The sequence below is a fragment of the Butyricicoccus faecihominis genome (assembly GCF_014648015.1).
Classification (GTDB): Bacteria; Bacillota; Clostridia; order Oscillospirales; family Butyricicoccaceae; genus Agathobaculum; species Agathobaculum butyriciproducens.
Window position 1 is genome coordinate 315806 of the sequence record NZ_BMQH01000001.1, and the last position, 25234, is coordinate 341039.

The 25234-nt window shown below is 57.3% G+C and carries 40 protein-coding genes; all 40 read left to right on the forward strand.

From position 1 onward, the window contains the following. The first annotated feature begins 100 nt into the window (after positions 1 to 100). Positions 101 to 355: a hypothetical protein gene (locus IEY11_RS01415; protein WP_118729317.1), complete on the forward strand. Its 255-nt coding sequence runs from the start codon at positions 101 to 103 to the stop codon at positions 353 to 355. Further along, complete coding sequence (locus IEY11_RS01420) at positions 352 to 525, forward strand: hypothetical protein (RefSeq protein ID WP_158578299.1); 174 nt, start codon at positions 352 to 354, stop codon at positions 523 to 525. The genes IEY11_RS01415 and IEY11_RS01420 overlap by 4 nt, the downstream gene beginning before the upstream one ends. 15 nt (positions 526 to 540) lie before the next feature. Further along, positions 541 to 741: a helix-turn-helix domain-containing protein gene (locus tag IEY11_RS01425; protein ID WP_118729316.1), complete on the forward strand. Its 201-nt coding sequence runs from the start codon at positions 541 to 543 to the stop codon at positions 739 to 741. 17 nt (positions 742 to 758) lie between these two features. Then, positions 759 to 1325: a GcrA family cell cycle regulator gene (locus tag IEY11_RS01430; RefSeq protein WP_118729315.1), complete on the forward strand. Its 567-nt coding sequence runs from the start codon at positions 759 to 761 to the stop codon at positions 1323 to 1325. 86 nt (positions 1326 to 1411) lie between these two features. Then, positions 1412 to 1762 carry a hypothetical protein gene (locus tag IEY11_RS01435; protein WP_118729314.1) on the forward strand — a complete coding sequence of 117 codons (351 nt, stop codon included), beginning with the start codon at positions 1412 to 1414 and terminating at the stop codon, positions 1760 to 1762. Then, the gene (locus IEY11_RS01440) at positions 1759 to 3672 is read left to right on the forward strand and encodes an AAA family ATPase (RefSeq protein WP_188885533.1); all 1914 of its coding nucleotides are present in this window, start codon (positions 1759 to 1761) and stop codon (positions 3670 to 3672) included. Before IEY11_RS01435 ends, IEY11_RS01440 begins: the two co-directional genes overlap by 4 nt. Then, the gene (locus tag IEY11_RS01445; protein WP_188885534.1) at positions 3669 to 4301 is read left to right on the forward strand and encodes a phage replication initiation protein, NGO0469 family; all 633 of its coding nucleotides are present in this window, start codon (positions 3669 to 3671) and stop codon (positions 4299 to 4301) included. Before IEY11_RS01440 ends, IEY11_RS01445 begins: the two co-directional genes overlap by 4 nt. Beyond that, positions 4298 to 4999: an MBL fold metallo-hydrolase gene (locus tag IEY11_RS01450; protein ID WP_188885535.1), complete on the forward strand. Its 702-nt coding sequence runs from the start codon at positions 4298 to 4300 to the stop codon at positions 4997 to 4999. The genes IEY11_RS01445 and IEY11_RS01450 overlap by 4 nt, the downstream gene beginning before the upstream one ends. 12 nt (positions 5000 to 5011) lie before the next feature. After that, positions 5012 to 5158, forward strand: coding sequence for a hypothetical protein (locus IEY11_RS01455; protein WP_158578297.1), 147 nt, complete (start codon positions 5012 to 5014; stop codon positions 5156 to 5158). Then, entirely contained in the window at positions 5151 to 5525 is a 375-nt protein-coding gene (locus tag IEY11_RS01460; RefSeq protein WP_118729310.1) for a hypothetical protein, read from the forward strand. The genes IEY11_RS01455 and IEY11_RS01460 overlap by 8 nt, the downstream gene beginning before the upstream one ends. Positions 5526 to 5546: 21 nt before the next feature. Beyond that, on the forward strand, positions 5547 to 6287 hold the full coding sequence (locus tag IEY11_RS01465; protein ID WP_188885536.1) for a hypothetical protein: 741 nt from the start codon (positions 5547 to 5549) through the stop codon (positions 6285 to 6287). An 84-nt stretch (positions 6288 to 6371) separates the two neighbouring features. Continuing rightward, positions 6372 to 7319: a DUF4373 domain-containing protein gene (locus IEY11_RS01470; protein ID WP_279220773.1), complete on the forward strand. Its 948-nt coding sequence runs from the start codon at positions 6372 to 6374 to the stop codon at positions 7317 to 7319. Then, positions 7309 to 7641, forward strand: a complete 333-nt coding sequence (locus IEY11_RS01475) for a nucleoside triphosphate pyrophosphohydrolase family protein (RefSeq protein WP_117490506.1) — start codon at positions 7309 to 7311, stop codon at positions 7639 to 7641. Before IEY11_RS01470 ends, IEY11_RS01475 begins: the two co-directional genes overlap by 11 nt. After that, the gene (locus tag IEY11_RS01480; protein WP_118729307.1) at positions 7628 to 7840 is read left to right on the forward strand and encodes a hypothetical protein; all 213 of its coding nucleotides are present in this window, start codon (positions 7628 to 7630) and stop codon (positions 7838 to 7840) included. The genes IEY11_RS01475 and IEY11_RS01480 overlap by 14 nt, the downstream gene beginning before the upstream one ends. Beyond that, positions 7837 to 8178 carry a hypothetical protein gene (locus IEY11_RS01485; protein ID WP_118729306.1) on the forward strand — a complete coding sequence of 114 codons (342 nt, stop codon included), beginning with the start codon at positions 7837 to 7839 and terminating at the stop codon, positions 8176 to 8178. Before IEY11_RS01480 ends, IEY11_RS01485 begins: the two co-directional genes overlap by 4 nt. Positions 8179 to 8414: 236 nt before the next feature. Continuing rightward, positions 8415 to 8756, forward strand: coding sequence for a DUF551 domain-containing protein (locus IEY11_RS01490; protein ID WP_118729304.1), 342 nt, complete (start codon positions 8415 to 8417; stop codon positions 8754 to 8756). Continuing rightward, a complete protein-coding gene (locus IEY11_RS01495) occupies positions 8753 to 8905 on the forward strand; it encodes a hypothetical protein (RefSeq protein ID WP_158578296.1) in 153 nt (50 codons plus the stop codon). Before IEY11_RS01490 ends, IEY11_RS01495 begins: the two co-directional genes overlap by 4 nt. After that, entirely contained in the window at positions 8902 to 9069 is a 168-nt protein-coding gene (locus IEY11_RS01500) for a hypothetical protein (RefSeq protein WP_158578295.1), read from the forward strand. The genes IEY11_RS01495 and IEY11_RS01500 overlap by 4 nt, the downstream gene beginning before the upstream one ends. Then, positions 9059 to 9241: a hypothetical protein gene (locus IEY11_RS01505; RefSeq protein WP_188885537.1), complete on the forward strand. Its 183-nt coding sequence runs from the start codon at positions 9059 to 9061 to the stop codon at positions 9239 to 9241. The genes IEY11_RS01500 and IEY11_RS01505 overlap by 11 nt, the downstream gene beginning before the upstream one ends. Positions 9242 to 9307: 66 nt before the next feature. Further along, complete coding sequence (locus IEY11_RS01510; RefSeq protein WP_188885538.1) at positions 9308 to 9706, forward strand: hypothetical protein; 399 nt, start codon at positions 9308 to 9310, stop codon at positions 9704 to 9706. A gap of 196 nt (positions 9707 to 9902) precedes the next feature. Then, on the forward strand, positions 9903 to 10646 hold the full coding sequence (locus IEY11_RS01515; RefSeq protein ID WP_188885539.1) for a DUF2971 domain-containing protein: 744 nt from the start codon (positions 9903 to 9905) through the stop codon (positions 10644 to 10646). 66 nt (positions 10647 to 10712) lie between these two features. Further along, positions 10713 to 11117, forward strand: a complete 405-nt coding sequence (locus IEY11_RS01520) for a terminase small subunit (RefSeq protein ID WP_188885540.1) — start codon at positions 10713 to 10715, stop codon at positions 11115 to 11117. Continuing rightward, positions 11110 to 12498, forward strand: coding sequence for a phage terminase large subunit (gene terL / locus IEY11_RS01525; RefSeq protein ID WP_188885541.1), 1389 nt, complete (start codon positions 11110 to 11112; stop codon positions 12496 to 12498). Before IEY11_RS01520 ends, terL begins: the two co-directional genes overlap by 8 nt. Beyond that, positions 12492 to 13856, forward strand: a complete 1365-nt coding sequence (locus tag IEY11_RS01530; protein ID WP_188885542.1) for a phage portal protein — start codon at positions 12492 to 12494, stop codon at positions 13854 to 13856. Before terL ends, IEY11_RS01530 begins: the two co-directional genes overlap by 7 nt. Next, the gene (locus tag IEY11_RS01535) at positions 13840 to 15330 is read left to right on the forward strand and encodes a minor capsid protein (RefSeq protein ID WP_188885543.1); all 1491 of its coding nucleotides are present in this window, start codon (positions 13840 to 13842) and stop codon (positions 15328 to 15330) included. The genes IEY11_RS01530 and IEY11_RS01535 overlap by 17 nt, the downstream gene beginning before the upstream one ends. Further along, positions 15327 to 15620 (forward strand): hypothetical protein, encoded by a 294-nt coding sequence (locus IEY11_RS01540; RefSeq protein ID WP_118729296.1) that lies wholly within the window; start codon positions 15327 to 15329, stop codon positions 15618 to 15620. Before IEY11_RS01535 ends, IEY11_RS01540 begins: the two co-directional genes overlap by 4 nt. A gap of 232 nt (positions 15621 to 15852) precedes the next feature. Next, positions 15853 to 16446 (forward strand): phage scaffolding protein, encoded by a 594-nt coding sequence (locus IEY11_RS01545; protein WP_158578294.1) that lies wholly within the window; start codon positions 15853 to 15855, stop codon positions 16444 to 16446. 17 nt (positions 16447 to 16463) lie between these two features. Continuing rightward, positions 16464 to 17468, forward strand: a complete 1005-nt coding sequence (locus tag IEY11_RS01550; RefSeq protein WP_118729294.1) for a major capsid protein — start codon at positions 16464 to 16466, stop codon at positions 17466 to 17468. A 7-nt stretch (positions 17469 to 17475) separates the two neighbouring features. Then, positions 17476 to 17742 carry a hypothetical protein gene (locus IEY11_RS01555; protein ID WP_118729293.1) on the forward strand — a complete coding sequence of 89 codons (267 nt, stop codon included), beginning with the start codon at positions 17476 to 17478 and terminating at the stop codon, positions 17740 to 17742. After that, positions 17675 to 18025, forward strand: a complete 351-nt coding sequence (locus IEY11_RS01560; RefSeq protein ID WP_147358073.1) for a head-tail connector protein — start codon at positions 17675 to 17677, stop codon at positions 18023 to 18025. The genes IEY11_RS01555 and IEY11_RS01560 overlap by 68 nt, the downstream gene beginning before the upstream one ends. Before the next feature lies 1 nt (position 18026). Continuing rightward, on the forward strand, positions 18027 to 18392 hold the full coding sequence (locus IEY11_RS01565) for a hypothetical protein (RefSeq protein WP_188885544.1): 366 nt from the start codon (positions 18027 to 18029) through the stop codon (positions 18390 to 18392). Then, a complete protein-coding gene (locus tag IEY11_RS01570) occupies positions 18392 to 18838 on the forward strand; it encodes an HK97 gp10 family phage protein (RefSeq protein ID WP_188885545.1) in 447 nt (148 codons plus the stop codon). Before IEY11_RS01565 ends, IEY11_RS01570 begins: the two co-directional genes overlap by 1 nt. Further along, entirely contained in the window at positions 18835 to 19257 is a 423-nt protein-coding gene (locus IEY11_RS01575; RefSeq protein ID WP_188885546.1) for a phage tail terminator family protein, read from the forward strand. Before IEY11_RS01570 ends, IEY11_RS01575 begins: the two co-directional genes overlap by 4 nt. Continuing rightward, entirely contained in the window at positions 19247 to 19429 is a 183-nt protein-coding gene (locus tag IEY11_RS01580) for a hypothetical protein (protein WP_118647978.1), read from the forward strand. Before IEY11_RS01575 ends, IEY11_RS01580 begins: the two co-directional genes overlap by 11 nt. Next, entirely contained in the window at positions 19430 to 20752 is a 1323-nt protein-coding gene (locus IEY11_RS01585; RefSeq protein ID WP_188885547.1) for a phage tail sheath family protein, read from the forward strand. It abuts the gene before it with no gap. 14 nt (positions 20753 to 20766) lie between these two features. Beyond that, the gene (locus IEY11_RS01590; RefSeq protein WP_188885548.1) at positions 20767 to 21243 is read left to right on the forward strand and encodes a phage tail tube protein; all 477 of its coding nucleotides are present in this window, start codon (positions 20767 to 20769) and stop codon (positions 21241 to 21243) included. A 15-nt stretch (positions 21244 to 21258) separates the two neighbouring features. After that, on the forward strand, positions 21259 to 21684 hold the full coding sequence (locus tag IEY11_RS01595) for a phage tail assembly chaperone (protein WP_188885549.1): 426 nt from the start codon (positions 21259 to 21261) through the stop codon (positions 21682 to 21684). A 193-nt stretch (positions 21685 to 21877) separates the two neighbouring features. After that, positions 21878 to 23731, forward strand: a complete 1854-nt coding sequence (locus IEY11_RS01600) for a tape measure protein (RefSeq protein WP_188885550.1) — start codon at positions 21878 to 21880, stop codon at positions 23729 to 23731. 2 nt (positions 23732 to 23733) lie between these two features. After that, entirely contained in the window at positions 23734 to 24420 is a 687-nt protein-coding gene (locus IEY11_RS01605; protein WP_188885551.1) for a LysM peptidoglycan-binding domain-containing protein, read from the forward strand. Between the two features lie 12 nt (positions 24421 to 24432). Beyond that, a partial coding sequence (locus IEY11_RS01610; protein WP_188885552.1) for a peptidoglycan DD-metalloendopeptidase family protein occupies positions 24433 to 25234 on the forward strand: 802 nt, incomplete at its 3' end.

Below are 25234 nucleotides of genomic sequence, written 5' to 3' on the forward strand. Positions count from 1 at the left end.
AGCTGCGTATATCAGTTCCTGCGCTGGCGTGCCTTAGACAATCTGGCAAAGGCCGTACGACGAGCGCTCGATGACAGCAATTCGGAGGAGAACCGATAAAATGGCAGAACAGAAACAAATACTGCGCATTTCGTCCACGGATAATATTCGCTACTCGGTGCTGCAGTTGCTGCATGAATGCCTTGCGGCGGCAGCAAGAAAGGGCGATGCCCAATCAGCTATTGCGCTGTCAAAATACATTTTCAAGGAATTTGATGAGCGAGATATGCTGCTTTATGTAGAAACGACGCAATACGAGCTGGAAACAAGAAAGCATGTACGAGAACCCATCAAGAAGGGTGGTGATGCTTCATGATTTACCTCCCGTCGGGCATTGCTTTTTGGGAGCTGCTCATTCTGGTGCAGATCCACCTGTTGAAGAACAGGCTGTTCCATCAGCGTATCGACATGTTCTGTGCGGTATTTTACATCAGTTTGGCTGCTCTGATCTGCATTGCACGGATGACAGCTAAGTTTATCACATAAGAGAGGAGAATTCACATGACGGACAAGCGTGAAACCTACACCGCAAAAGAATGCGCACAACGTCTGGGCATGAACCCTAACTCGCTGCGCAACCTGATCCGCACCAAGCAGGTGCCGTTTGGCATCGCGTACCGTCAGCCGAGCGGGCGTATGCACTTTATCATTCCCAAGGCCGCGTTCGAGAAGTTCATGGCCGAGGGTGTCAGCACGGAATGAAAAGGAGATGAAACCCTATGTCTAACAACAATTTCGCAGAAACTCTCGCCTCGGTCGCATCCGAGTTCGACAGTCCGCACCGCAAGCCGCGGCCGAGCAAGCGCCCGTACTTCCGCTGGACAGATGAACAGCTCGAGCAGTTGGCAACGCTGCGCGACGAGGGCAAGTCCGCGAACGAGATCGCGGAGGCGCTGGGCGTATCCCGCGATAAGGTCATCACCAAGCTGGCCGCCATGGCAGCACGGCAGCGGACCGGCAGCAAGACGCCGGAGCCGAGTACCGAACCGGTACCCGAGGTCGAAGCAGAGCCGGAGCAGGAAGCTGAAACCGAGCCGTCCGTCGAGGCCGAGCCGGAACCAGCAAAAGAGCCGGTCGATGTTGACCGCATGATCTTCACGGCGTTTGACGCTGTGGTCGGTCGGGTGGACGACTTCAACAAGATGGCTGTCTGCTGGCGCAAGGCTTTGTCGGTCATCGAGCAGGAAATCCGCAAGCTGTCGTACATCATCGAGCAGCACCCCGACGCCGATGTGTCGGTCTGCGAGATCGCGGCTGTTATCGCCTACGACGAAGTGCGCGCATGAAAAACGCCGCTGTCAGGACGGCAATCCCGATCAGCGGCAGGTAAAAGTATTCAACCACATAATAGCATGAAGTTAGGAGATTTTCAATGGTAAAGATTATCTGTACGGAAAAAAATGGCGTGAACAAGACCGAAGTCGAGCTGTCCGGCGAGATGGACTTCATCACCGCCCAGATCAGCTACGCGATTGCAAGCATGTACACCGAGATCCGCAAGCAGGACAAGAACGTCGGTGAAGCGTTTCGCGTGTCTATGACCCGCGCCATCGCAAGCAAGGATTCGCCCGTCTGGAAGCGCACGACTTACGATGACGCGACCTGCCGTGCAGCACTCGTCCGCAAGGGCGCGAAGCTGACCGGCGACGACATTGCCGACCTGCTGCGCCGCGGCACGCCGAAGGACATCATCAAGAGCCTGCTGGAGGAGATGGAAGCATGAACATCCTTCTGAAATCCTTGGATTTGGTGCACTTCAAGTGCTTCAACGTCCTGCACCTCGACTTTCACGAGGGCGTGAACAACATCTATGGCGAGAACGCCGCAGGCAAAACCAGCGTTTACGACGCGCTGACGTGGCTGCTTTTCGACAAGGACAGCGCAGGCCACAGCCGCCCGGCCATCAAGCCGACTGGTGCACCGGCAGGCACGATGCCCGAGGTCACCGCCATTCTGGAGGTGGACGGCGAGCCAATCAAGCTGCGCAAGGTGCTCCGCGAGAAGTGGGAGAAGCCACGCGGTTCGTCCATCGAGCGCTACGCCGGTGACACCCGTGACTATTACATCGACGATGTGCCGCTTGCCGAAAACGCATACAAGCGCCGCATTGCAGAGCTGATCGACGAGAGACAGTTTAAGTTGCTCACCGATGTCTGGGCGGTAACGAAAGGAATGCACTGGAAAGACCGCCGCACGCTGCTCGCTGAGATCTGCGGTCTGCCGGAGGACAAGCAGCTGCTCGCGACTGCACCGCAGTTTGCCGAGTTGACCGAGAAAGTCGGCCGCCGGACAGTGGATGAATACAAGTCCGTGCTGATGAAGCAGCGCAAGGACATGAACGCAAACCTGAACACGCTGCCGGTCCGCGTGGATGAATGCAGCCGCATGGTAGCGGAGCTGGAAAGTCTTGACTTCGCGGCAGCGCACAGCGAAAGCGACCGTTTGCAGGCCGAGCGCGAGCGGGTGCAGGGCGAGCTTGTGAAGCTCACGAACAACACCCTTGCCGCACAGGCACGCAACGAGCTGGGCGCACTGCAAAATCAGCTCCGTGAGCTGGAAACCGAAAACAACGCCCATCTTGCCAGTCAGCGCGTGCCGGTCGAGGACAAGACCGACGAGCTGCGCCGTGCGCTTTCCGAACGTAAGCAGGACGTTGATCGCTTTCAGAGAACCATTGACCATGAAAAGCGGTACATCGCGGACGGCGAAACCCGCCTAAACGATTACCGTGCCCGCTGGCGTGCGATTGACATGGAAGAGTTCACGGAAACCGTCTGCCCGACCTGCCATCAGCCGCTGCCGGCAGAGCAGGTTGCAGAGGCGCGCGAAGCCTTTGCCGCCTATCAGCAGCAGCGTAAGGGCGCACTCCTTGAGGACAGCAAGCTGGTCAAGCAGGGCATTGCCGCCGCGCAGGAGCGCCTTGCGAATGCGGAAACGGCGCTGAAATCCGCACAGGACGAGGTGCAGAAAGCGCAGATTGCCCTTGACGGATATACGCCGCCGGTCATCACAGAACCGGAGAACCTGCCGGACTACGACCGCCGCAGGAACGCCATCCAGATGCTCATCACGGATACGGAAAAGCGGCTCGACCGATTGAACAGCGACACCGCTGCGGAAAAGACCCGTCTGGAAACCGAGCACGCCGAGCTGACGCGCCGCAAGCTGGAAAGCGATGCCGTTCTTGCCAAGGAGCAGACACTCGCGGACACGAAAAAGCGCATTGCCGAGTTGCAGACCGAGCAGCGCAAAGCCGCCGCCAAGGTCGAGCAGATGGACAGGCTCATTGCCATGTGCGAGGAGTTCACGCGCTACCGCGTGCAGGCCATTACCGAGAGCGTCAACAGCCGGTTCCGCCTGACGCGCTGGCGGCTGTTCACCGAGCAGGTCAACGGCGGTCTGGTAGACTGCTGTGAGCCGATGGATATGAACGGCTCGACGTTCGAGGGCACGAACAACGCCATGCAAATCAACATCGGCATGGACATTATTGACACGCTTTCCGCACATTTCGGCCGCCGTGTACCGCTTTTCGTGGACAACGCCGAGAGTGTTACACATTTGCAGCCTATCGGCTCGCAGGTCGTGCGGCTGGTGGTTTCGGAGCAGGATAAGGAGTTGAGAATCGAATGAGCCTGAAAGCAAAACGCAAGGTCGTGAGCAGCATTCCGCCGATGGACGGCGGCACCTACATGGGTGTTTGCGTTGCGGTCGTTGACCTCGGTCAGCAGTACAAGCAGTTCGAGAAGCAGAAGCAGGGCAAGTACGCCGAGGAATGTATGTTCATCTTCGAGATACCGGATGAGCGTGTCGAGGTGGACGGCGAGGACAAGCCGCGCTGGCTGTCGTCCCGCCGGTTTACGGTGTCGCTGCATGAGCGTGCGGCGCTGTTCCAGATGCTGACCGCATGGCGCGGCAAGGCGCTGACCGATGCGGAGCTGGATCCGGCCGGTGATGGCTTTGATCTGATGCAGATGGCGGGCGTTCCGGCGATGCTGAGCGTGACCGTCACGGAGAAGGACGACGGCGGCAGGTACAACCGCATTGAGGCCGTGACCGGCTTCCCGAAAGGGATTCCTGCGCCGCAGCCGGAGAGCGAAATTCTCGTTTTCGATGCGGACGATCCGGACATGGAAGTGCTCGGCAAGCTGCCCGAGTGGGTGCAGGACATCATCCGCAAGTCCACGCAGTTCGCGGACAACGCGCCCGAGGAAAAGGTGGAAATCCCGCCCGAGGAGACCGAAGGAGAGTGCCCGATTTGACGTTTACATCACTGGCGAGCAGTTCCAAGGGCAACGCCTACGTGGTGTCGGACGGCGAAACCACGCTGCTGTTGGAGTGCGGACTGACGTTCAAGGAGCTGCAAAAGCGGCTCGGCTACGGCGTGGCGGGCATTACCGCGTGTCTGGTCAGCCATGAGCACCAGGACCACGCCAAAGCCGCCGCACAGCTGCTGAAAGGCGGCGTTCCGGTCTACATGAGCGAGGGCACAGCCGCCGCCCACAAGGACGCAATGGACGCGGCGCATCTCATCAAAGCGGGCGACGTGCTGCGGTTCGGACACCTGACAGTCGTTCCGTTCCGCACGTTCCACAACACGGACGAGCCGCTCGGGTTTCTCATCGAGGACGGCCGCACCAAGGAACGCCTGCTCTGGGCGGTGGATACCGCGAATCTGGGCGTCACCGCCGATAAGCTGACCTACATCGCGGTTGAATGCAATTACGAGGAGCGCCTGCTGAACCGCAGCGACCGCATTCCCTCGGTGCTGAAAGACCGCATCCGGCACAGCCATTTCGAGGTTTCGGATGTAATCCGTTGGCTGCACAAGCAGGATCTCAGCGGCGTGCTGACCATCTGGCTGCTGCACCTGTCCGCTGGCAACAGCAGGGCAGAGGCATGGCAGCGGCGGTTTGAACGGGAGTTTCCGGGGATTGAGATTCGGATTTGTCCGGAATAAGAGGAGAATTTCATGAAGATTACATTTGACGTAGACCCGCGCACTGCATCGGCGCTGCTGAAATACGCTGCTCGTTGGAGCATGACACCTGGCGAGATCATAGACGGTCTGATGAGATTCTACAAACGTGAGATGAAGGAGAGGTACAACCATGAGTAACTTTAATAACACCGGCGAAGTTAAGGAGATCAGCATTCTGGACATGATGAACGGCGCGATCGGTGAGCGCACGGCCTACGAGCTGACGCGCATCATGAAAAACTGCCGCGACTTCAACACTGAGGCGAAAAAGGCGCGGACGCTGACCATCAAGCTGTCCATCGTGCCGACCGAGAACCGCGACAGCGTGGCTGTCCGTGCGGAGGTGAGCAGCAAGCTGATTCCGGTCAAGCCGATCGACGGCGCACTGCTGCTCGGTGGCACGGACGCAGAACCCATCGTTATGGAGTACACGCCGCAGGTGCCCGGTCAGCAGTCGTTCGACCCGTCCGTTGACACCGAACCCAAGGTCGTCAAGCTGGCGTAAATCAATAGGAGGATATTCAAAATGATCAAGGAAGCACTGGAATATATCGTAAACCTTTCGGCTCCGCATCTGGAGTTCCGCAACGGCAGCCACTATGCAGACCGCACGCTGCACCGCATTCCGAACGAGCTGACGGCATCGCCGCTGGCGGTACATACGCTTTCGGCGGTGCGCGACTACATCGAGAGCGGCACGGATGAGTGCGCTGAGGACGAGGACAGCCTCAGCCGCCGCTTTGTTATCCACGTTGCGGATTACGACAGCGTGCACCTGTACCGCGAGCTGAACAGCGACAAGGCGCGTGAGTGCTTGCTGGAAGCCGAGCTGTCCGCACCAACGTTCCCGTTTGGCCGCTGGCTGGGCGTGGAGGAGTTCATCATCAATATGCAGACGCATTTCGTGCCGACCGAAGTCCGCGACACGTTGGTGCAGCTCATCAGCACGGTAACGACCGAGAACGGCGTATCGCTGGCGGATGACGGCATGACGCAGCGCGTGACGGCCCGCAGCGGTATTTCTCTTGTGAAGCAGGTGAGCGTGCCGAACCCGGTTGTACTGGCGCCGTACCGTACCTTTACCGAGGTTGAGCAGCCGAAAAGTCCGTTCGTGTTCCGTATTCGCCAGACCGGCGATGAGGTGCAGGCGGCGCTCTTTGCGGCTGATGCGGATGCATGGAAGCGTGAGGCTATCGCAAATATCCGCGACTGGTTCGAGCAGCACATTCCGCAGGAGCTCCGCGAGGACGTTATCATTCTGGCGTAAGCAGGCAAGGCACAGGGCGGCAACCCCGCCCTTCCTGCCCTGAAAACCGGAGGTGATACTACGGGCAGACCGACCAAGAACGGGCTGGATTATTTCCGTCACGATATTGGATTGATGAGCGACCCGAAGCTGATTACCGCACGGCGCAAATACGGCGCGGCGGCGATCGTGGTGTATTTACAGCTGCTGGTGATGGCGTACCGCGACAAAGGCTATTATTTAGCCTACGGCGATAGCGACCGTGACGGCGTGATCTGGTCCATTAAAAGCGAAGTATTGTCCGGACGCTATGAGCCGGACGCAGAAAAAATTGCAGAGATGATAGACTGTCTGGCGGCGCACGGGCTTTTCGACGGCGACCTATTCCAGCAGGGCATTATCACCTCGCACAGAATCCAGGAGCACTACTACTTTGCGACTGCCGGACGAACCAATCCGGAGGTGAAGTGGGAACTGTGGCTTCTGACCGAGCAGGAAATGCGGGAGATCAGCTCTCGCAGTGTTTTGCTGCAAAAATTCGTTTCCCGCGAGGAAAACCCCGGTTTCACAAGCGAGAAACCCCAGTTTCCCTCTGACGAAAGTACACATAGTAAAGTAAAAGAAAAAGATAGGAATATAGATAGTAATTCTACTCTACTACACAGCGACGTGGAGGAAATTTTAGGAGAACGGCTGAACAAGGCGAACCGCTCTGCTATCGCCAAGATGAGGTCATTAGGAATGACCGATGAGGTGATAACGGCTACTGCGCATTATGCAGTCGGCCACGCCAAGAGCGACAGCCGCGGTTATGTGCCGTACTTTATGACCGTACTGCGTGAGCGGCTGAAAAACGGCGTGCTGACGGCAGCGAACCTGTCCAGGCCGAAAGAGCAGAGCAGACCAAAGCAGGAGGACTCGAGCGGCTATCTCAGCCCGGCGAACATCGGCGGTACTGACCGAGGGCAGGACGATTCGCAGCTTTCGGACTGGGAGCGGGAATGGAAAAATCGGGTTATGAACCGCAGTAAGGAGAACAGTAATGACGATTAAAGAATATCAGCGCAAGGCCATGCGTACAGCGACGCCGAAGTGCTATAACACGGCAAATGCCGCTCTCGGCCTGACCGGCGAGGCTGGCGAGGTAGCCGATGAAGTCAAGAAGTGTATGTATCAGGGACATCCGTGGCAGCCGTCCAAAATTATCGAAGAGCTGGGCGACGTGCTGTGGTATGTGACTTTGATGGCTGAACTGATGAACGTACCGTTGGAGTACATCATGCAGGCAAACATCGAGAAGCTGGAACGGCGGTATCCGGATGGTTTTTCGCCGGCGGCGAGCGTGAATCGGGAGGAGAACAATGGCAAAATGTAAATTCTGCGGACAGGGCGTGCGGACTGCACCCGAGTTCCATCTGGCCTGCTGGGAGCAGCGGGCAAACAAGGTGATGGAGGGGTTCTGCGACGAGTATTGCAGATTTCCGCGAGAAATCAAGGACCATGACAATCTTATCGAGCATTGTTCGGAGTGCGTGGCCGCAGAGCTGCTGCGAATGGGAGGTAATGAGGTATGATGCTGGAACTGACAGGTAAGGACATTCTCGCCCTGACCAACGAGAGCAAGCGCAAGGCCGTCCTGGCCGACTGGCAGAACTGGGGTATCTGGCACAAGGCGCCCGAGATCGGGCTTAACGTGTACCGGCTCGACCTGCCGGACGGCAGCTTTTTCACCGCCAGCTGGTACGAGGGCGACGACTTCTTTCCCGGCGGCGGTACGCATAATGTCAACTGTCCGCGCTTCAATCTCTGCGACAAGGGCGGCAAGCTGAAAGCTGGGAGCAAGGCCGAGAGCCTGCTGACGGACAAGCTCAAGGAGCTGCGGAAGGAGCTGATGAGAGATGGCAACGCCTGAATGTTATTACTGCAAAGCAAAGGAACACTGCATTGCCGCGGCTCAGCCGGGGTCGGTTTTGTGCATGGTAAACCGCATGAGATACGGCGGTACACACGCGGATGATGTCCCGCCGAGAACAGAAGCGGTGTATTGCCAGTTTTGCGGACAGCCGTTAAAGGTAATCGGTCAGAAACGGTTTTGCAATAATACTCGTTGCCTGAACCGCTATAACGATGTCTGATAGGAGGATAAGCATGAATACAAAAGAACTTATCGAAGCCCTCGGACAGCTGAAAGTGCAGACCGGCTCTCTGGCCTGCCTCGGCTGCGGGCATGATCACAACTGCGGTTTGCATGGCTGCGCCCTGATCCGCGAGGCAGTGACCCAGCTGATCGAACAGAACGGCTGGATCAACCCAAAGGAGCGCCTGCCGGAGCGCGGTGTGCCGGTGTTGACGTACAACAAGTGGGGACGTGCAAGAGTGGAAACGCTGCGTACCTGGGATGAGCAGCCGTATTTTGTCGGCGGGCTGAAAGCCGGAACCGATGTGCTGTTCTGGCGGCCGTTGCCGCAGTTGCCGGAGGTGCAGGAATGACAATCACTGATTTGCTGGTCAATCTGGACTGTATCCTGTGGCTGGTGCTGTTCTTCCTTGTGCTGCATCGGGTCCACTTCTGGGACGGGAAATTCAGCGAGTTACATGAGGAACTGCTGAGAACAATCCGAGAGGAGGACAAGAAATGAACGATTTCAGTGGCCCGGTAGATAAGAAAACAGCGAAAACCCTGCTGAAACTATGCAGGAAGACCATTCCGGTTATGACACTGCTGGACGCATACACCATTCAGGCTATCCTGCACGGAGCAGAACGGCGTGCCAAAGAGAGGGAGGACACCCATGACGATTAACCAGGTAATCCGCATCCTCGACCCGGCCACGACAGCCGAGGAGTTGGCAGCGATCGAATACTACGGCGGTCTGCACGGCCGTGAAAAGATGGTGGCTGCGTGTGACGAGGCGTGCCACGTGGCGGTCGGCATCATGCGGAAATATCAGGAGGAGCATAAGAATATTGACTAAATACAGCGATAAAGTTCGGCGCTACCTTGCGTGGCGCTACGGCATTACGGACAGGGAGGGAAAACATTGAACAATCGTGAGGACTGGTGGGAGTACACAAAGCGCATCATCCGGTCGTACCCGGCGCTGCGCCGCAAGGCGGAAAATGTGGGCGACATGCCCTGCACACCGGCCTACGGCGCGTCCGGCGGCCACAGCAGCGGCGGCAGTCCGGTCGAGCGTGCGGTCGTTGACCGCCTGACTGACAAGGAGCAGCGGAGGTATGATGCGGTGCGGGCTGCCATCTCGGAAACCGAGGTGATGAAACACGGCCGCCAGCGCATGGAGCTGATCGACCGCGTGTACTGGAAGCGAAGCCATACGCTGTACGGCGCGGCGATGTGCGTGCCGGTGAGTGAGAGGACGGCGCATACATGGAATGCGGAGTTTATCCGGCTAGTTGAAAAATATTTAGATCTTCCGTGAAAATTTGCCTAACGTGCACCTAAATCTGTGTTTTAATAGTATCATGAAGTTGACAGGGGTGAAACGCAGACCCTGTGACCTCCTGCTTCATGCCATTGGAGTACATCTCTGAAAGAGCACTCTCGTTCGAGGGTGCTTTTTCCATTGACAACACAACGGGCTGTATTGTATGGTAGAGGCGTGGAGGTGTATGTGTATGTTTATGTCGAGTTTGTTTAAGTATTTCCCGGCAGAGTACATAAAAGATAAGAACGGAAAAGAAAGAAATTATGCTCTGGAGAGCATCAAAAATAATACTTTGTGGGCATCTATTCCCGATGCGTTTAATGATCCATTTGAGTGTGAGTCGCGTTGCACAATAGATGATTTGATGAAAGCTGCAATGCAGAAAGATTGGAAGGTAGCAGCACTGGATAATTCGACAGATCGTCAGTCTATTGAAAACGAATTACTTTCAACTATAACGGCAGCAAGGGAACAACTTAAGAGTCAAATAGGCATAACATGTTTTTCGAGAAAGGATACATCGTTGCTGATGTGGGGGCATTATGCAAACTGTCATCGCGGAATTTGCGTGGAATATGATGCTTCCAAATTCACAAAGAAAATGTGGCCTGTTGAATATCATTCGGAAATGATTTGTTTAACGGGTTATAAGGGGATAAAACTTCAACTTGCGGTCATTGGATCACTTTATCGCAAATCACCTGAGTGGTCATATGAGGAAGAAGTTCGTGCAATTCATATGCAAGTTCCGTTGGGAGAACAGGGCGCATCTTGGGACGCACCAATACCAAAATCAATCCGACTTGGTGTGAAAGCAGACGAGCGTTTGAAAGCCGAAATCAAAGACTTGTGCAAAGAAAAAGGCATTGAGTTATACCAAATGAAAAAAGTCCCCGGACAATACGCAATCGAAAAAATAAAAATAGAGCTGTAACCCAGCATAACCGTCTACACCGTAGGCGGTTTTCTTTTACCCATTTTCAGAAAGGACGGTGAGCGCGTGAGCAAACTGACAGCCAAGCAGCAGGCTTGGGTAGATTATTACAAGCAGGGCAAGACGGCGGCAGAAGCGGCGCGGCTTGCCGGATACAAGGCGAGGGATGACAATGGATTTCAGTCCATCGGCAGTGAAAACTTGCGGAAACTTGCTGTTTACATCGCAGACCGCGACAAGTTGCTTGAAACGCCGCGCATTGCCGACATGGAGGAGATCAACGCCTTCTGGACGAACGTCATGCGCGACAAGGATGAGGAAACCAAGGATCGGCTCAAGGCCTCAGAGCTGAGAGCCAAAGCGGCGGGCGCATTTGTGCAGAAAATCGAGCACTCCGGCATCCTCGAGGTGGAAAACCCGCTCGCAGGTCTGACCACCGAAGAACTGCGAAAGCTGGCTGACGATGGTTGACGCGCGTATTCGGCGCATGGCGCGGATTGAGCTTGCGCGGCGCGACTTCTGGGCGTTCTGCAAGCTGATGGCGCCGGACTTCTACCGCGAGGACCGGCCGTACCTCAAAACACTGTGTCGGCGCTTACAGGCGTTCTGTGAGAGCGACCGCAAGGTGTTGGTGGTCAATATGCCGCCGCGCCACGGCAAGAGCCGCACGGCGGTGCTGCTGAGCCAGTGGCTGTTTGGGCGCGATCCGTCCGAGCAGATCATGACCGGCAGCTACAACGAAACGCTGTCTACAACGTTCGCACGGGCAGTCCGCGATGGCATTGCGGAGGAACGGTTCGACCCGAACCGCATTGTGTTCTCGGACATTTTTCCGGCGACACGCATCAAGTACGGCGAAGCCGCCGCAGGCAAGTGGGCGCTTGAGGGACAGTACGCAAGCTACCTCGCAACCTCTCCGGGCGGCACGGCGACCGGCTTCGGCGCGCGCAAGCTGATTCTCGACGACCTCATCAAGAAAGCCGAGGAGGCTTTTAACGAGGGCGCACTCGACAAGCAGTGGCAGTGGTTCACGGACACCATGCTGTCCCGAACCGAAACCGGCTACAAGATCGTTATCATCATGACGCGCTGGGCGACCGGCGACCTCGCAGGCCGTGCGCTGGAGCACTGGCCGGATGCGGAACTCATTACGATGAAAGCCTTGCAGGACGACGGCACGATGCTGTGCGACGCGGTTCTCACCCGTGAGGACTACGAGGACAAGGTTCGCACGATGAGCGAGGAGATCGCGTCAGCGAACTACCAGCAGCAGCCGATCGACCTGAAAGGCCGTCTGTACAGCAGCTTCAAGACCTACACGGACATTCCGCGCGATGCAAACGGCAGGCCGCTGTTCACGCATATCCGCAGCTACACCGACACGGCGGACACCGGCGCGGACTATCTTTGCAGTATCATCTACGGCGAGTACGACCGTGAAGCCTATGTGCTCGATGTTTACTACACCAAAGACCCGATGGAGGTCACCGAGCCGGAAACCGCACGGCGGCTGCTGGCGCACGGCGTAAACCTCGCCAAAATCGAGAGCAACAACGGCGGCCGCGGCTTTGCCCGCAACGTGCAGGAGCAGCTTCGGCGGCTCGGCTCCAACCGCTGCCGTGTGGAGTGGTTCCACCAGAGCGAGAACAAGGTCGCGCGTATCCTCACGAACTCAACGTGGGTGCAGGATCACATTTACTACCCCGTAAACTGGCGCGACCGCTGGCCGGAGTACGCAAAAGCAATGTTACATTACCAGAAAGAGGGCAAGAACGCCCACGATGACGCTCCCGACGCGACAACCGGCGTTGCGGAGCAGTTTACCAGGAAAGGAGGTGTCAGCGTATGGTGAAAGTGAACAGCCGCACGATTCAGCGGCTTTTGCAGGGGCACGGGCAGTTCATCCGCGAGGCGGACGAGGCTCGGCGCTATTACAGCAACGTCAACCGCATCAAGCAGGACAACAGCGTTTTGCAGCGGCAGGCAGAGACCGAGCAGGCGCTCGGCAATCCGCTGCACCTCGCGGACAACCGCATTTCGCACTCGTGGCATAATCTGCTCGTGACGCAGAAGGTTTCCTACGCGCTGAGCTATCCGCCGGCGTTCGATGTGGGGAACAAGACCGCCAACGAGCGGATCGCAGAGATTCTCGGAGATCAGTATACCGCAACGGCCATGCAGCTCGGCATTGACGCGAGCAACACCTCGGTCGGCTGGCTGCATTACTGGCGCGGCACAGACGGCAGGTTCCGCTACCACACCGTAGACCCGGAACAGATTGTGCCGGTGTTCTCCGGTATGCTGGAGAGCGACCTCGTCGGCGTGCTGCGCTGCTACACCATGCTCGACCCGGCAAGCGGCCAGACCGTGCAGGTGTGCGAATACTGGGATGACACGACCTGCCGGTTCTACCGTCAGAACGGCGTGTCCGGCAATTACACCTACTTCGAATATCCGGAAGTCGGGCAGGAGCTGCGGCACGGCCTCGGCGCGGTGCCGTTCATCCCGTTTTACAACAACGCCGACCGGCGGGGCGACCTGCCGCTGTACCGCGACCTGATCGACGCCTACGACAAGGTGGTTTCCGGCTTCGCCAACGATATGGAGGACGTGCAGGAGGTCATCTTCGTCATCAAGAACTACGGCGGCACGGACAAGACCGAGTTCATGAGCGACCTCAAAAAGAGCAAGCTCATCAAGGTCGAGGGGGACGGCGGCGTGGACACCATTCGCGCGGAGATCCCGTTTGAGGCGCGGAACGCCTTCCTCGAAAGAACCCGCCGTCAGATCTTCGTTTCCGGCATGGGCGTTGACCCGAACCCTGAGAATTTCGGCAACTCGTCCGGTGTGGCGCTCAAGTACCTGTACAGTCTGCTGGAGCTCAAGGCCGTGATGCTGGAAACGCAGTTCCGCAGCGGTTTCGCCGAGCTGGTACGCGCTATCTGCCGACTGGAGGGTATCGCACAGCCCGTGCGTATTTTGCAGACTTGGACACGCAACATGGTGCAGAACGACCTCGAAACCGCGCAGATCGCGCAGCAGTCGGTCGGCATTATCTCGGACAGAACCATCCTCGCAAACCATCCGTGGGTAGACGATGCCGAGAGCGAGCAGAAGCAGCTGGAAAAGGAACAGCAGGCGGCAGCCGAGAAGCAGCCGCAGTTCCAGTTCCCGCCAAAGGACGGTGCAGGCGATGGCAGCAGCGGATAAGCTGAACGGCGCCTACTGGCGCAAGCGTGCCATTGAGCTGGCCGAAAAGCAGAAGCAGGAAGATGATGACCTGTGTCTGCGGTTCCATCGGGAATACGAGCGCATTCTGCACGAACTGGACAAGGAAATCTCGATCTTTTATGCCCGCTATGCCGCAAACGAGAGCGTCAGCATGGCAGACGCACGCAGGCTGCTGCGGGATGCAGAGCTGGAGGACTTCCGGATGTCGCTGGACGAGTTCCGCGACAAGGCGCTTGCAGGCGGCTTTGATAAGGAGCTGGAGGAGGTTTATCTCCGTTCGCGTATCTCGCGCTTGCAGGCATTGCAGACGCAGGTGGAGCTGCGGATGATGGAGCTGTTCAGCTCTCAGCGCGATGTGCTGCGCGACCACTTGCAGGAGCGCTACACCGACACCTACTACCGCACGGTGTACGCCGTCAGCCAGCAGGCCGATGTGGCGAGCACGTTCGCAAGGATTGACCCGCAGACCATTGAACGCATTCTTGCGGTGTCGTGGGTCGGCAGTGAGTTTTCCTCACGCATCTGGGCGGACAAGGACAAGCTGACCCGTGAGCTGATGCAGACGCTCTCGCGCGGCTTTGTCCGCGGCGACTCGCTCGATCGTATGACGAAAGAGTTCGCCCAGCGCATGGGCGTGTCCGAGAGCAGGGCGGCAACGCTCATCCACACCGAGAGCGCCCACATGGCGGCTGAGGCTGCCGAACAGGGATACCGGGAAACAGGTGTCCAGTCCTATCGGTTTGAGGCGGCGCTTGACCTCAAGACCTGTGCAGTGTGCGGTGCTTTGGATCAGCGCGAGTTTCCGCTCGCGGAGCATGAAACCGGCATTAACTATCCGCCGCTGCATCCGCGCTGCCGGTGCACCACCGTTCCGGTGACGGAGTTCCGGATCGGCAGTAAGCGTGCCGCCAGAAATCCCGCGACCGGCAAGACCGAGTATGTTGAGAAGAAGCTGACGTATGAGGAATGGCGGAAGAAGTACGTTGAGGAGGACGCAGACAAAACCGAGTGGGAAGAATATCAGCGTGTCTTGGGTGAAAAAGCACCGAAAACGCTTGAAGAATTCCGCAATATCAAGTATACTGAAAGTAAGAAATGGGGGATAATGATGGAGAACAAACGCCTGTTTGAGAAAATCGACAGCACCGAAACCTATTCCCCGGAGTACCGCGCCAAGCTGAAAGAAACCTATCAGTATTTCAGCGATGCCGGATTTGCGTTCCGTGAGCACGCACTCAACCGTGTGCTCGGTCAGAAAACCGGCAAGGATAAATTCACGTTCACCAAGGAAGAATTACTGCGTATACTGAATAAGCCCGCAAACTACCAACAGCCGGACGGCAAATATGTTCGTTTTTACGACGGCATTTCTGTTATTTCGGCGGATGACACCGGCGAAATCGTCAGTGTGGTAGTCAAGCGGACGCCAAGAAAGGACTGGACTGCGTTATGAAATACACCAATGAACTGATGCTGATGATTGCAAAGTTCCTGTACGGCGAGTACGATGCAGAGCGTTTTTCGTTTGATTTCCCTGCAACGCTTTCGGATGCGTATGACGCTTTTCAGCAGGAAAACCCTGACCTGTGCGACTATCTGGAAGAAGAAATGCCGGATGCGTGCGGCTACTTTGACCCGTATAACACCGGTGACCCGGATACGCTGAACGAACAGCAGTTCCGCATGAAGGTCATGGGAATTTACCAGAACGCGCTGCCGATGTCCATGCGGCCGGCATCGTAACAAATTGTTTGCGAAAATTGATAGAAAAGGTATTTTGAAGTAGAGATTGTGCTGCTACGCACCCTCTGGGTCAAAAGAAATGTGGGAAAGGGCACACCCACCAAAATACCAGAAATCCCGATAGGGGCGCTCCGCAAGGGGCGCCTTTGTCGTACAACCGAAGAACTAACCACCAAGACAACCGTCAAGGTGGTTTTTTCATACCCATTTTTCGATGAAAGGAGCAAAAACAATGGAATTTCTCAAAAGCCTTTTTGAAAAGGGCGCACTAACGTGGGAGCAGTTTCAGCAGGCAGCCAAGGACGCAAAGTTTGAGGTGGTCAACGCCGCCGGCGGTGCTTACGTTCCCAAGGCCGACCTGGACACCAAGGCGCAGGAGCTGACCACGGCGAACAACACCATCAAGGACCTGCGTGCCGCCGCCAAGGCGTGGGACGGCAAGGACCCGAAGAAGCTGGAGGATGACCTCAAAACCCTCCAGACCAAGTACGACACCGACACCGCGAACATCCGCCGCGACGCTGCCATCGACCTGGCACTGACCCGTGCCCATGCACGCGATCCGCAGCTGACCCGTGCGGCGCTCTCGATGGACGACATCAAGATCGGCACGGACGGCAAGGTGACCGGTCTGGACGCGCAGCTCGAAACGCTGAAGAAAGACAAGGCGTGGCTGTTCGAGGAGGACAGTGCAGGTCAGTCCGGCAAGCAGGGCAGCAAGGGCGGAAACCCGAACGGCGGCTATGACCCGCAGTCCGGCGGCAAGCCGAACACGGTAAACGACCTCGGTTCCGCTCTCGCAGAAGTATACAACACCAACGGATAAAGAAAGGAAGATGAAAAATGCCTATCACTCTCGCACAGGCAAAGGTCGGCATGGCAAACCATGTGGACCAGCAGGTTATCGACCAGTTCCGCCGCGGCTCCATGCTGCTGAACGCACTGACGTTTGACAACTCGGTTTCCCCCGGCACGGGCGGCTCGACCCTGACCTATGGCTACACTCAGCTCAAGACCCCGGCAGGCGCGGACTTCCGCGACATCAACGCCGACTACACCGAGACCGTTGCCGACCGCGAAACCAAGTCGGTTGACCTCAAGATCTTCGGCGGTACGTTCAAGATCGACCGTGTTCTCGCTAACACCGCGAACGGTCAGATCAACGAGGTGCAGTTCCAGCTCGAGGAGCACATCAAGGCGACCACCAACCTGTTCCACTACACTGCCATCAACGGCGACAAGGGCACCAAGGGCTTTGACGGTCTGGATACGCTGCTTGTCGGCACCTCCACCGAGCTCAACGCCGACGCCTCCAAGGCGATCGACCTGTCCACCTCGGCGGCCATCGACACCAACTACAAGACCGTGCTCGATATGCTCGACGAGTTCCTCTCCGAGCTGGACGGTGTGCCGACTATGCTCATCGGCAATGCGGCGCTGCTGACCAAGATCCGCTCGTGCGCCCGCCGTGCCGGTTATCTGACCCACGCCGAGGACGCTTTCGGCCGTCAGATGAGCGGTTACAACGGCATTCCGTTCATGGATATGCAGTATTACTACGACACCGCCGAGAAGAAGGAAAAGCCGGTCGTGCCGATTACGTCGCGTGAATACGGCGCGTCCTCGTCTAAGACCACGGTTACGGGTCTGACCGACCTGTACGCAGTCCGTCTGGGTCTGGACGGTTTCCACGCCGTATCTCCGATGGGCGGCAAGGTGATCTCGACCACGCTGCCTGATTTCTCCACCGCAGGTGCAGTCAAGGCCGGTGACGTGGAAATGGTAGCCGCTACCGTGCTCAAGAAGTCCCGCGCTGCCGGCGTGCTGCGTAACTTCAAGGTAAAGTGAGGTGCACATGATGTACAAGATCAAGGCACCGAGCGAGGAGTACGACCGCAAGATCGGCGGTGTGCAGTTCGTCAGTGGTGAGGCGCAGACGGATAACGAGTGGCTTGCAAGCTGGTTCTCCGGCCGTGCGGGCTTTACCGTGGAAACCGTGACCGCCGAGGAGGAAACCGAGCCGACCGAGGACAAACCGAGGGGGAAGCGCAGAAATGACAAGGGAAACGCTGATGCTGCGGGCGCAAAGCCTGCTGCCGAACCTGCCGCAGGAAACGCTTGAGTTCGCCTGCGATCTGGTGCTCGAGCAGATCTGTAACTACTGCAATCTGACCGAGGCACCGGACGGCCTGACGAACACTGCAGCGCTTATGGTGCGCGGCCTGGTAAACAGCGTTCAGCTCCAGAACGAGAATATGCAGCCTGCCGCAAAGGGCGTGTCCAGAGGGGATACGTCCTTTTCCTTTGCCACGGCGGCGGAGCAGCTGGCGGCGCTGGCAGGCTCGGGTGACTTCCTCACCGACTACAAGGCACAGCTGAATGCCTATCGAAAGATGAGGTGGTAGTATGCTCGGCAATCCGGAGCTGGAACGGGCGCTGCTTGAGCAGACCTATGACGGCGTGATGACCGTCACCGGCACACGCAAGCAGGAAGTGAACGGCGAAACCGTCGTAACGCCGGACGCAGTGCTGCACGAGAATATCCCATGTGCACTGTCGTTTTCGGGCACACCGGACAGCAAGACGGACGCAAACAGCGGTCAGATCAGCTATCAGGCCACGATCTACTGCGCGCCGGAGCTGACGATTCCGGCAGGCTGCCGCATTGTGGTTCAGCAGTACGGCGCGACCTATCGGCTGAAATACAGCGGCGAAAGCGTGGTCTATCCGACTCATCAGCAGCTTTCTGCCGTCCGAGAGGAGCGAGCGTAATGGCAAGCTGGGGAAGCTGCGATTTTCACGAGCTGCGCGACTTAAACGAACGCATTAAGGCCGCCGCCAGCGAACCGGAGATGGACGCTTTCTACACCGGCCTGCTCGATGAGATGATGAATGGCCTGCTGACCGACGTCAAGGAACTGACACCGGTTGACCGCGGTCATCTGCGGCGCAACTGGTTCATCACCAAGGCGAAGCGCAGCGGCAAGGTGTACCACGCGGATATTTATAACAACATTGAATACGCGCCGTATGTGGAGAACGGCCACCGGCAGGAGGTCGGACGGTACGTTCCGGCAATCGGCAAGCGCCTGGTGCGCGGCTTTGTCGAGGGCAAGCATATGCTGCGCGACAGCCTGTTCGACCTGCAACGCGCCGCGCCGGACTTTATCAAGACCAAGAGTGAGGAATTCCTCAGCCGCATGATGGAGGGCAAATGATAAACACCGTACAGGAAATTGTAGACCGTCTGCGCACGGCGTTTCCGCCGGAGCAGTACGACATTTACACCGAGCGTATCGAGCAGGGATTCTCTGCGCCGTGCTTCTCCATTCGGCAGCTTCGTGCGGATGTGACACCGTACCCATCCGGCCTGCATGAGATCGTGCAGCACATGGACGTGCGGTTCTTCCCGTCGGACAGCCGTCCGCAGGAGCAGTGCCGAGAGACCGCACAGACGCTCACGCTGCTGCTGCGGCGCACGGAAAGCCTGCGCGGGAGCAATCTCTCGTGGGAAATTACAGACGAGGTGCTGCACTTCTTCGCGGACTACCGGCAGTTTGTCCGGGAGGTCCCGGAGGACATTCCGATGGAGAATTTGCAGACTACCGTAGGAACGGAGAACGAAAATGGCAGTTAAACGCAAAAACGAGGCAGGAGCACCGGCGTTTACCGGCGCACAGCTCCTGACCTTCGACAGATACCGCGAGCGGCGCGACCTGCTGGGTGTGCTGCTCGACAAGGATCAGCGCTACACCTTTTCCGAGGTGGACGCGCTCATTGATAACTTTATGAAAGGCAAGGTGAATTAAATGGCTTTAGGCGGCGGTATGTATACCGTACAGAACAAGGTGCTGCCCAGTGCATACATCAACTTTGTGTCGGCGGCGCGTGCCTCTGCGACCCTGGGCGACCGCGGCACGGCGGCTTTCCCGCTGTCCCTCGACTGGGGACCGGAGAACGAGGTCGTGACCATCGAGAACAGCGAGTTCCAGAAGGGCTCACTTGCGCTGACCGGCTACGCCTACACGGCGGACGAGCTGCGTCCGCTGCGCGAGATCTTCGCAAATGCCAAGACGCTGCACTTGTTCCGTCTGAACAGCGGCGGTGCAAAGGCAGCTTGCAAGTACGCAGAGGCGAAGTATCCGGGCAAGATCGGCAACGAACTGAAGATCGTGATTCAGCAGAACGAGGGCTTCACGGTATCGACGAACGAGGTCTACGACGTTTCGACCTATATCGGCACGACCCTTGTGGACACGCAGAAGGCAGTTAAGGCGGTTTCCGACCTTTCCGACAACGACTATCTGCACTGGAAGGGCAGCGAGGCGCTGACCGAGAACGCGGGCCTGCTGCTCACCGGCGGCACGACCGGCGCGGTGCAGGATGCAGCTTACCAGACGTTCCTCGACAAGATCGAGCCGTACAGCTTCAACGCGGTCGGCTGCGACACGAAGAACAGCACGGTCAAGGGTCTGTTCGCCAACTGGACGCGCCGCCTGCGTGATGAGCAGGGCGTGAAGTTCCAGTGCGTGCTGCATGGTTATCCCTCGGCGGACTATGAGGGCGTGATTTCCGTCAAGAACGGTCTGGTCAGCGCGGCTGACGACCCGTCTGCGGTTTACTGGACGACCGGCGCGGAATCCGCGTGCGCGGTCAACCGTTCGCTGACCAACTCGACCTACACCGGCGAGTACGACATCGACACGAACTACACGCAGACCCAGCTTGAAAAGGCGATCAAGGTCGGTGAGTTCACGTTCCACCGTGTCGGTGACCAGACGCGCGTGCTGACCGACATCAACACGTTCGTAAGCATTACAGACGAAAAGAGCGCGGATTTCTCGTCCAATCAGGTCATGCGCGTGCTCGACCAGATTGCGAATGACATTGCATCGCTGTTCAACTCGAAGTACCTCGGCAAGGTGCAGAACGACGCAAGCGGCCGCGTGAGCCTGTGGAGCGACATTGTAGCGCACCACACCCAGCTCCAGACCATCCGCGCCATTGAGAACTTTGACAGCAGCAGCGTCACCGTGTCGCAGGGCGACATGAAGAAGTCTGTTGCGGTCGAGGACCATGTACAGCCGGTTTCCGCGATGGAACAGCTTTACATGAAGGTAATCGTTGAATAAAGGAGGGAAAAGTCATGCTGAACGCTCCTGTTATGGAAGCAAATGATGCGGTATCCGGCTCGATGGCCGAGTGCTACGTCACCATTGACGGCAACCGCTATAATATGATGCAGCTGTACAGCTTTGAATCGTCCGCGAAGGTCAATTCGCAGGACGTGAAAATCCTCGGCCGTACCGGCATCGGTAAGAAGCCGACCGGCTGGTCCGGTTCGTGGAAGGGCACGGCGCACTTTAACCAGAGCGTGTTCCGCCGCTGGTTCCTGACCTACTGCAAGACCGGCAGGATGACGCCGTTTGAGATTCAGGTGTCCAACGAGGACCCGTCCTCGTCCGCCGGTCGTCAGACCATCACGCACACCGGCTGCCTGATCGACAGTTCGATTCTGGCGAAGTTCGACGCGGGCGACAGTCTGCTCGATGAGGAGCTTTCCGGTACGTTCGACGGCTGGGATATGCCCGAGGAGTTTACCGAACTGTCCGGTATGGAATAAGGAGGAATTTGTACAATGGGTAATCTTACCGCATTTCTGGCGCAGAACGCCAAGCAGGTTGAAAATGTGAAGCTGGTCGTGTCTGACCGCTTCACCGATGAGGACGGCAAGCCGCTCGAGTGGGAGGTGCGCTGCATTTCCTCGCGCGAGGACGAAACACTGCGCCGCGACTGCCAGTACCGCGTACAGGTGCCGGGCAAGCGCGGCAGCTTCCGTCAGGAATTCGACAACGTGCTGTACCTTGCCAAGCTGGCAGCCGCCTGCACGGTTTATCCGAACCTCAACGATGCAGAACTGCAGGACAGCTACGGCACGAAATGCGCCGAGGAGCTGATCTCGGCCATGCTGACGCCGGGTGAGTATACGAACTACACGGAAAAGCTGTTCGATATCTGTGGCTTCGGTGACAAGCTCGATCTGGTGGAACAGGCAAAAAACTGATTCGGGGCGGTGAGGGTTCTGATGATTATGAAGCGTATGCAGCGCATTATTGCCTGCAAAAGCTCCATATCCTGCCGTCCGAATATTTAAGTCTGCCAAAGGAAGAACGGGCATTTATCTGGGCGTCTTGTGTCGTGCACAACGAGGACGAAAAGGCGGCTCTGGATAAAGCAAAACGAGGGAGGTGAGTTCTATGGCACTGTCGGGCACCGTCCAGCTGCGCGACGGCATGAGCAATGTACTCAGCCGTATCGCGTCCAGTCTGAGTACGGTCAACGACCGATTTGAACGGATGCAGAGCCTGACCGAACAGGCGGCGCCGACCGGTCTGTATTCACAATTTAACAGCGAATTGACGGGTGTGCGTGAAGAGCTCACCCGAACCGTGAGCGAAGTCGAGGAGCTGCGGAGCGGCATGACCTCGGCGCAGCCGCCGGCAGAGAACCTGACGGCATCGCTCAAAAAGCTGGGTACAGCGTTCCTCGGCTCCAAGCTGGTGAGCGGTATCGTGAGTATGTCAGACGAAATGACGCAGACCACGGCGCGTCTGAATCTGATGAACGACGGTCTGCAAAGCACCGCCGACCTGCAGGAGCTGATCTATCAGTCGGCTATGCGTTCCCGCGGCGCGTACAACGCTACGGCGGATGCGGTCGCGAAGATGGGTCTGCTTGCCGGTGACGCATTCAGCAGCAATCAGGAAACGATCGCGTTTGTCGAGCAGCTGAACAAGCAGTTCAAGATCGCCGGCACCTCGGCAGAGGGTCAGGCCGCCGCCATGCTGCAGATCACGCAGGCGATGGGCTCCGGCGTGCTGCGCGGTGAGGAGCTGAACTCGGTATTCGAGCAGGCGCCGACCATCATTCAGTCGATTGCGGACTACCTCGGCGTATCGGTCGGTGAAATCCGCAGTATGGCGCAGGAGGGCGAGCTGACGGCGAGCGTTGTCAAGTCCGCGCTGCTGTCCTCGGCAGAGGAAACCAACCAGAAATTCAACGAGATTCCGCTCACCTGGTCGGACGTCTGGACGCAGGCCAGCAACATGGCGATCATGGCCTTGCAGCCGCTATTGGAGGCCATCAACTGGGTGGCGAACAATATTGAGGTCATCGGCCCGCTGGTGCTTGCGGCTGCGGCAGCCTTTGCGCTGTTTGCGGTGGCCGCCAACTGGACGAAGATCTGTGCTGCGGCTACGAAGGCGCTGACCGCCGCACAGAAAATGCTCAATGCCGTGATGGCGCTCAACCCGATCGTGCTGATTATCGGCTCGATCATCATTCTGATCGGCGTTATCGCCGCGTACATCAACTACACGAACCGGGCGAAGAACGAAACGACGAGCGCTGTCGGCGTGATCTGCGGCCTGTTTGCGATGGCAGGCGCGTTTGTCTACAATATGTTCTATCTGCCGGTCTACAACGTGATTGCCGATCTTATCAACTTCCTCGGCAACGTGTTCCAGCACCCGATTGCGTCAATCGAGATTTTGTTTTTGCAGCTCAGCCAGTATGTTGTCGGCGTCATCCGCGGTATGGTGAGGACGATCGAGAAGCTCATCAATCTTATTCCGGGCGTGAAGATCAACATCACCAGCGGTCTGGACACGTTCTACGACAGCTACACCGACAGCATCCAGAAGATCAAGGATCAGTCCGGGTGGACGGAGTACGTTAAGCACAAGGAGAAGATCGAGTATTCAACGGCTTACGCCAACGGTTACAACTGGGGCGCAAACCTCCAGAACAGCATCTCTGAAAAGCTGGGTCTTGACCTGCCGGACGATCCGGCAACGGGTTTGCTGTCCAACATCGCGGACAACACCGCCCAGATTGCGGACGATGTGAGCGTATCCTCGGACGACATCAAGCTGCTGCGCGATATTGCCGAGCGGCAGGTCATCAACAAGTACATCACCGCCGAGATCAAGGTGGAAATGGTCAACCACAACAACATTTCGAACGAGATGGATCTGGACGGCGTAGTCAATCTGCTGGAAGCCAAGGTCACCGAGGCGCTTGTCACCAGTGCGGAAGGAGTGCACATCTAAATATGTACGAGTTTTACATGGACGGTGTGCGCCTTCCGGTTACGCCGAGTGCGCTGACCATCAACCTCATCAACGAGGGGCAGGTGAACGTTTTGAAAACGCCGGGGCTGAGCAAAATCAGCTTTTCGGCGCTGCTGCCGAATCGGGAGTATCCGTTTGCGTGCTACCCGAGCGGTTATCAGCCTGCACAGTATTATATGAGCAAGCTGGAATCGCTCAAGACCGCCTGCAAGCCGTTTGAGTTCTCGGTTATCCGCATAGACGATAGCGGCGAGGAGCTGATGAGCGCACAGCCGATGACGGTATCCCTTGAAAGCTATGAGCTTGCTGAGGATGCCGGCAGCTACGGCGTTGACGTGATGGCAAAGATTGAATTGCTGCAATACGCGCCGTACCATACCAAGTCTATCGAGTTCAAAAAGAGCGAGAGCAGCAGCGGCACCAAGAAGGCGACCGTCACGCAGAAGCGCGACACCACTACGGCACCTAAGAACAAAACGTACACTGTTAAACAGGGCGATACCCTATGGAATATTGCCCGAGTACAGTTAGGTAACGGCTCTAAGTGGACGAGCATTTACAGTCTGAACAAAGCTGCCATTGAAGCTGCAGCAAAGAAGTACGGTAGATCAAGCAGCAGTAACGGTTGGTGGATTTATCCCGGCACTGTGCTCAAGCTGCCGAGTTAAGGAGGGGAGAACATGGGTAAATATGTTTGGCCGTGTCCGTCCTACTCGCGCATTTCGAGCGGTTACGGAAACCGCGTACACCCAATTTACGGCACTGTCAAGTTTCATGACGGTGTAGACCTTGCTTCTGCTTCGGGTACTCCTATTCTTGCGTTTGCTCCTGGTACTGTAACGGTATCCGGCTTGAACGGAGGTTATGGTAACTACATCAGTATTAACCATGGCGGCGGTCTGATGAGTTTCTCCGGACATTGTTCGAAACTGTATGTTTCCAAGGGCGCAAAAGTCACCGCCGGTCAGAAAATCGCGGCCGTTGGTACAACTGGCAACTCGACCGGCTGTCACCTGCATTTTGGTATGCACTTGAACGGTTCGTCGGTCAATCCGCTGAACTATGTATCGTCGAAGGACACAGTATCTAACTATTCCGGCGCGAAGTCGGGCGGCACGGCAACGAACACCGTAAAGGCGTTGTTTACGGCGTATTATCCGGCGGCGAACGCGATGGAGGGCGGTTTTCTTGACGCGCTCGGAAACAAGCTCGATCCGAGCAAGCACACCTGCGCCGCGCCGCCGTCTGTGCCGTTTGGGACGAAAATCACCGTGCAGGGCACCGGTACGGCGCTTGACGGCGTGACCTACACCGTCAATGATCGCGGCGGCATGATTCAGATTGAGAATGGCGTGTACCATTTCGATCTTTTGATGAACAGCAATGCCGAGTGCAACCGCTGGGGCAAGAAGTACGGCAAAGCCGTCATCGGCGGCTCGGGCGGCTCGTCCGGCTCGACCTCTTCGGGCACGAGCACCGAGA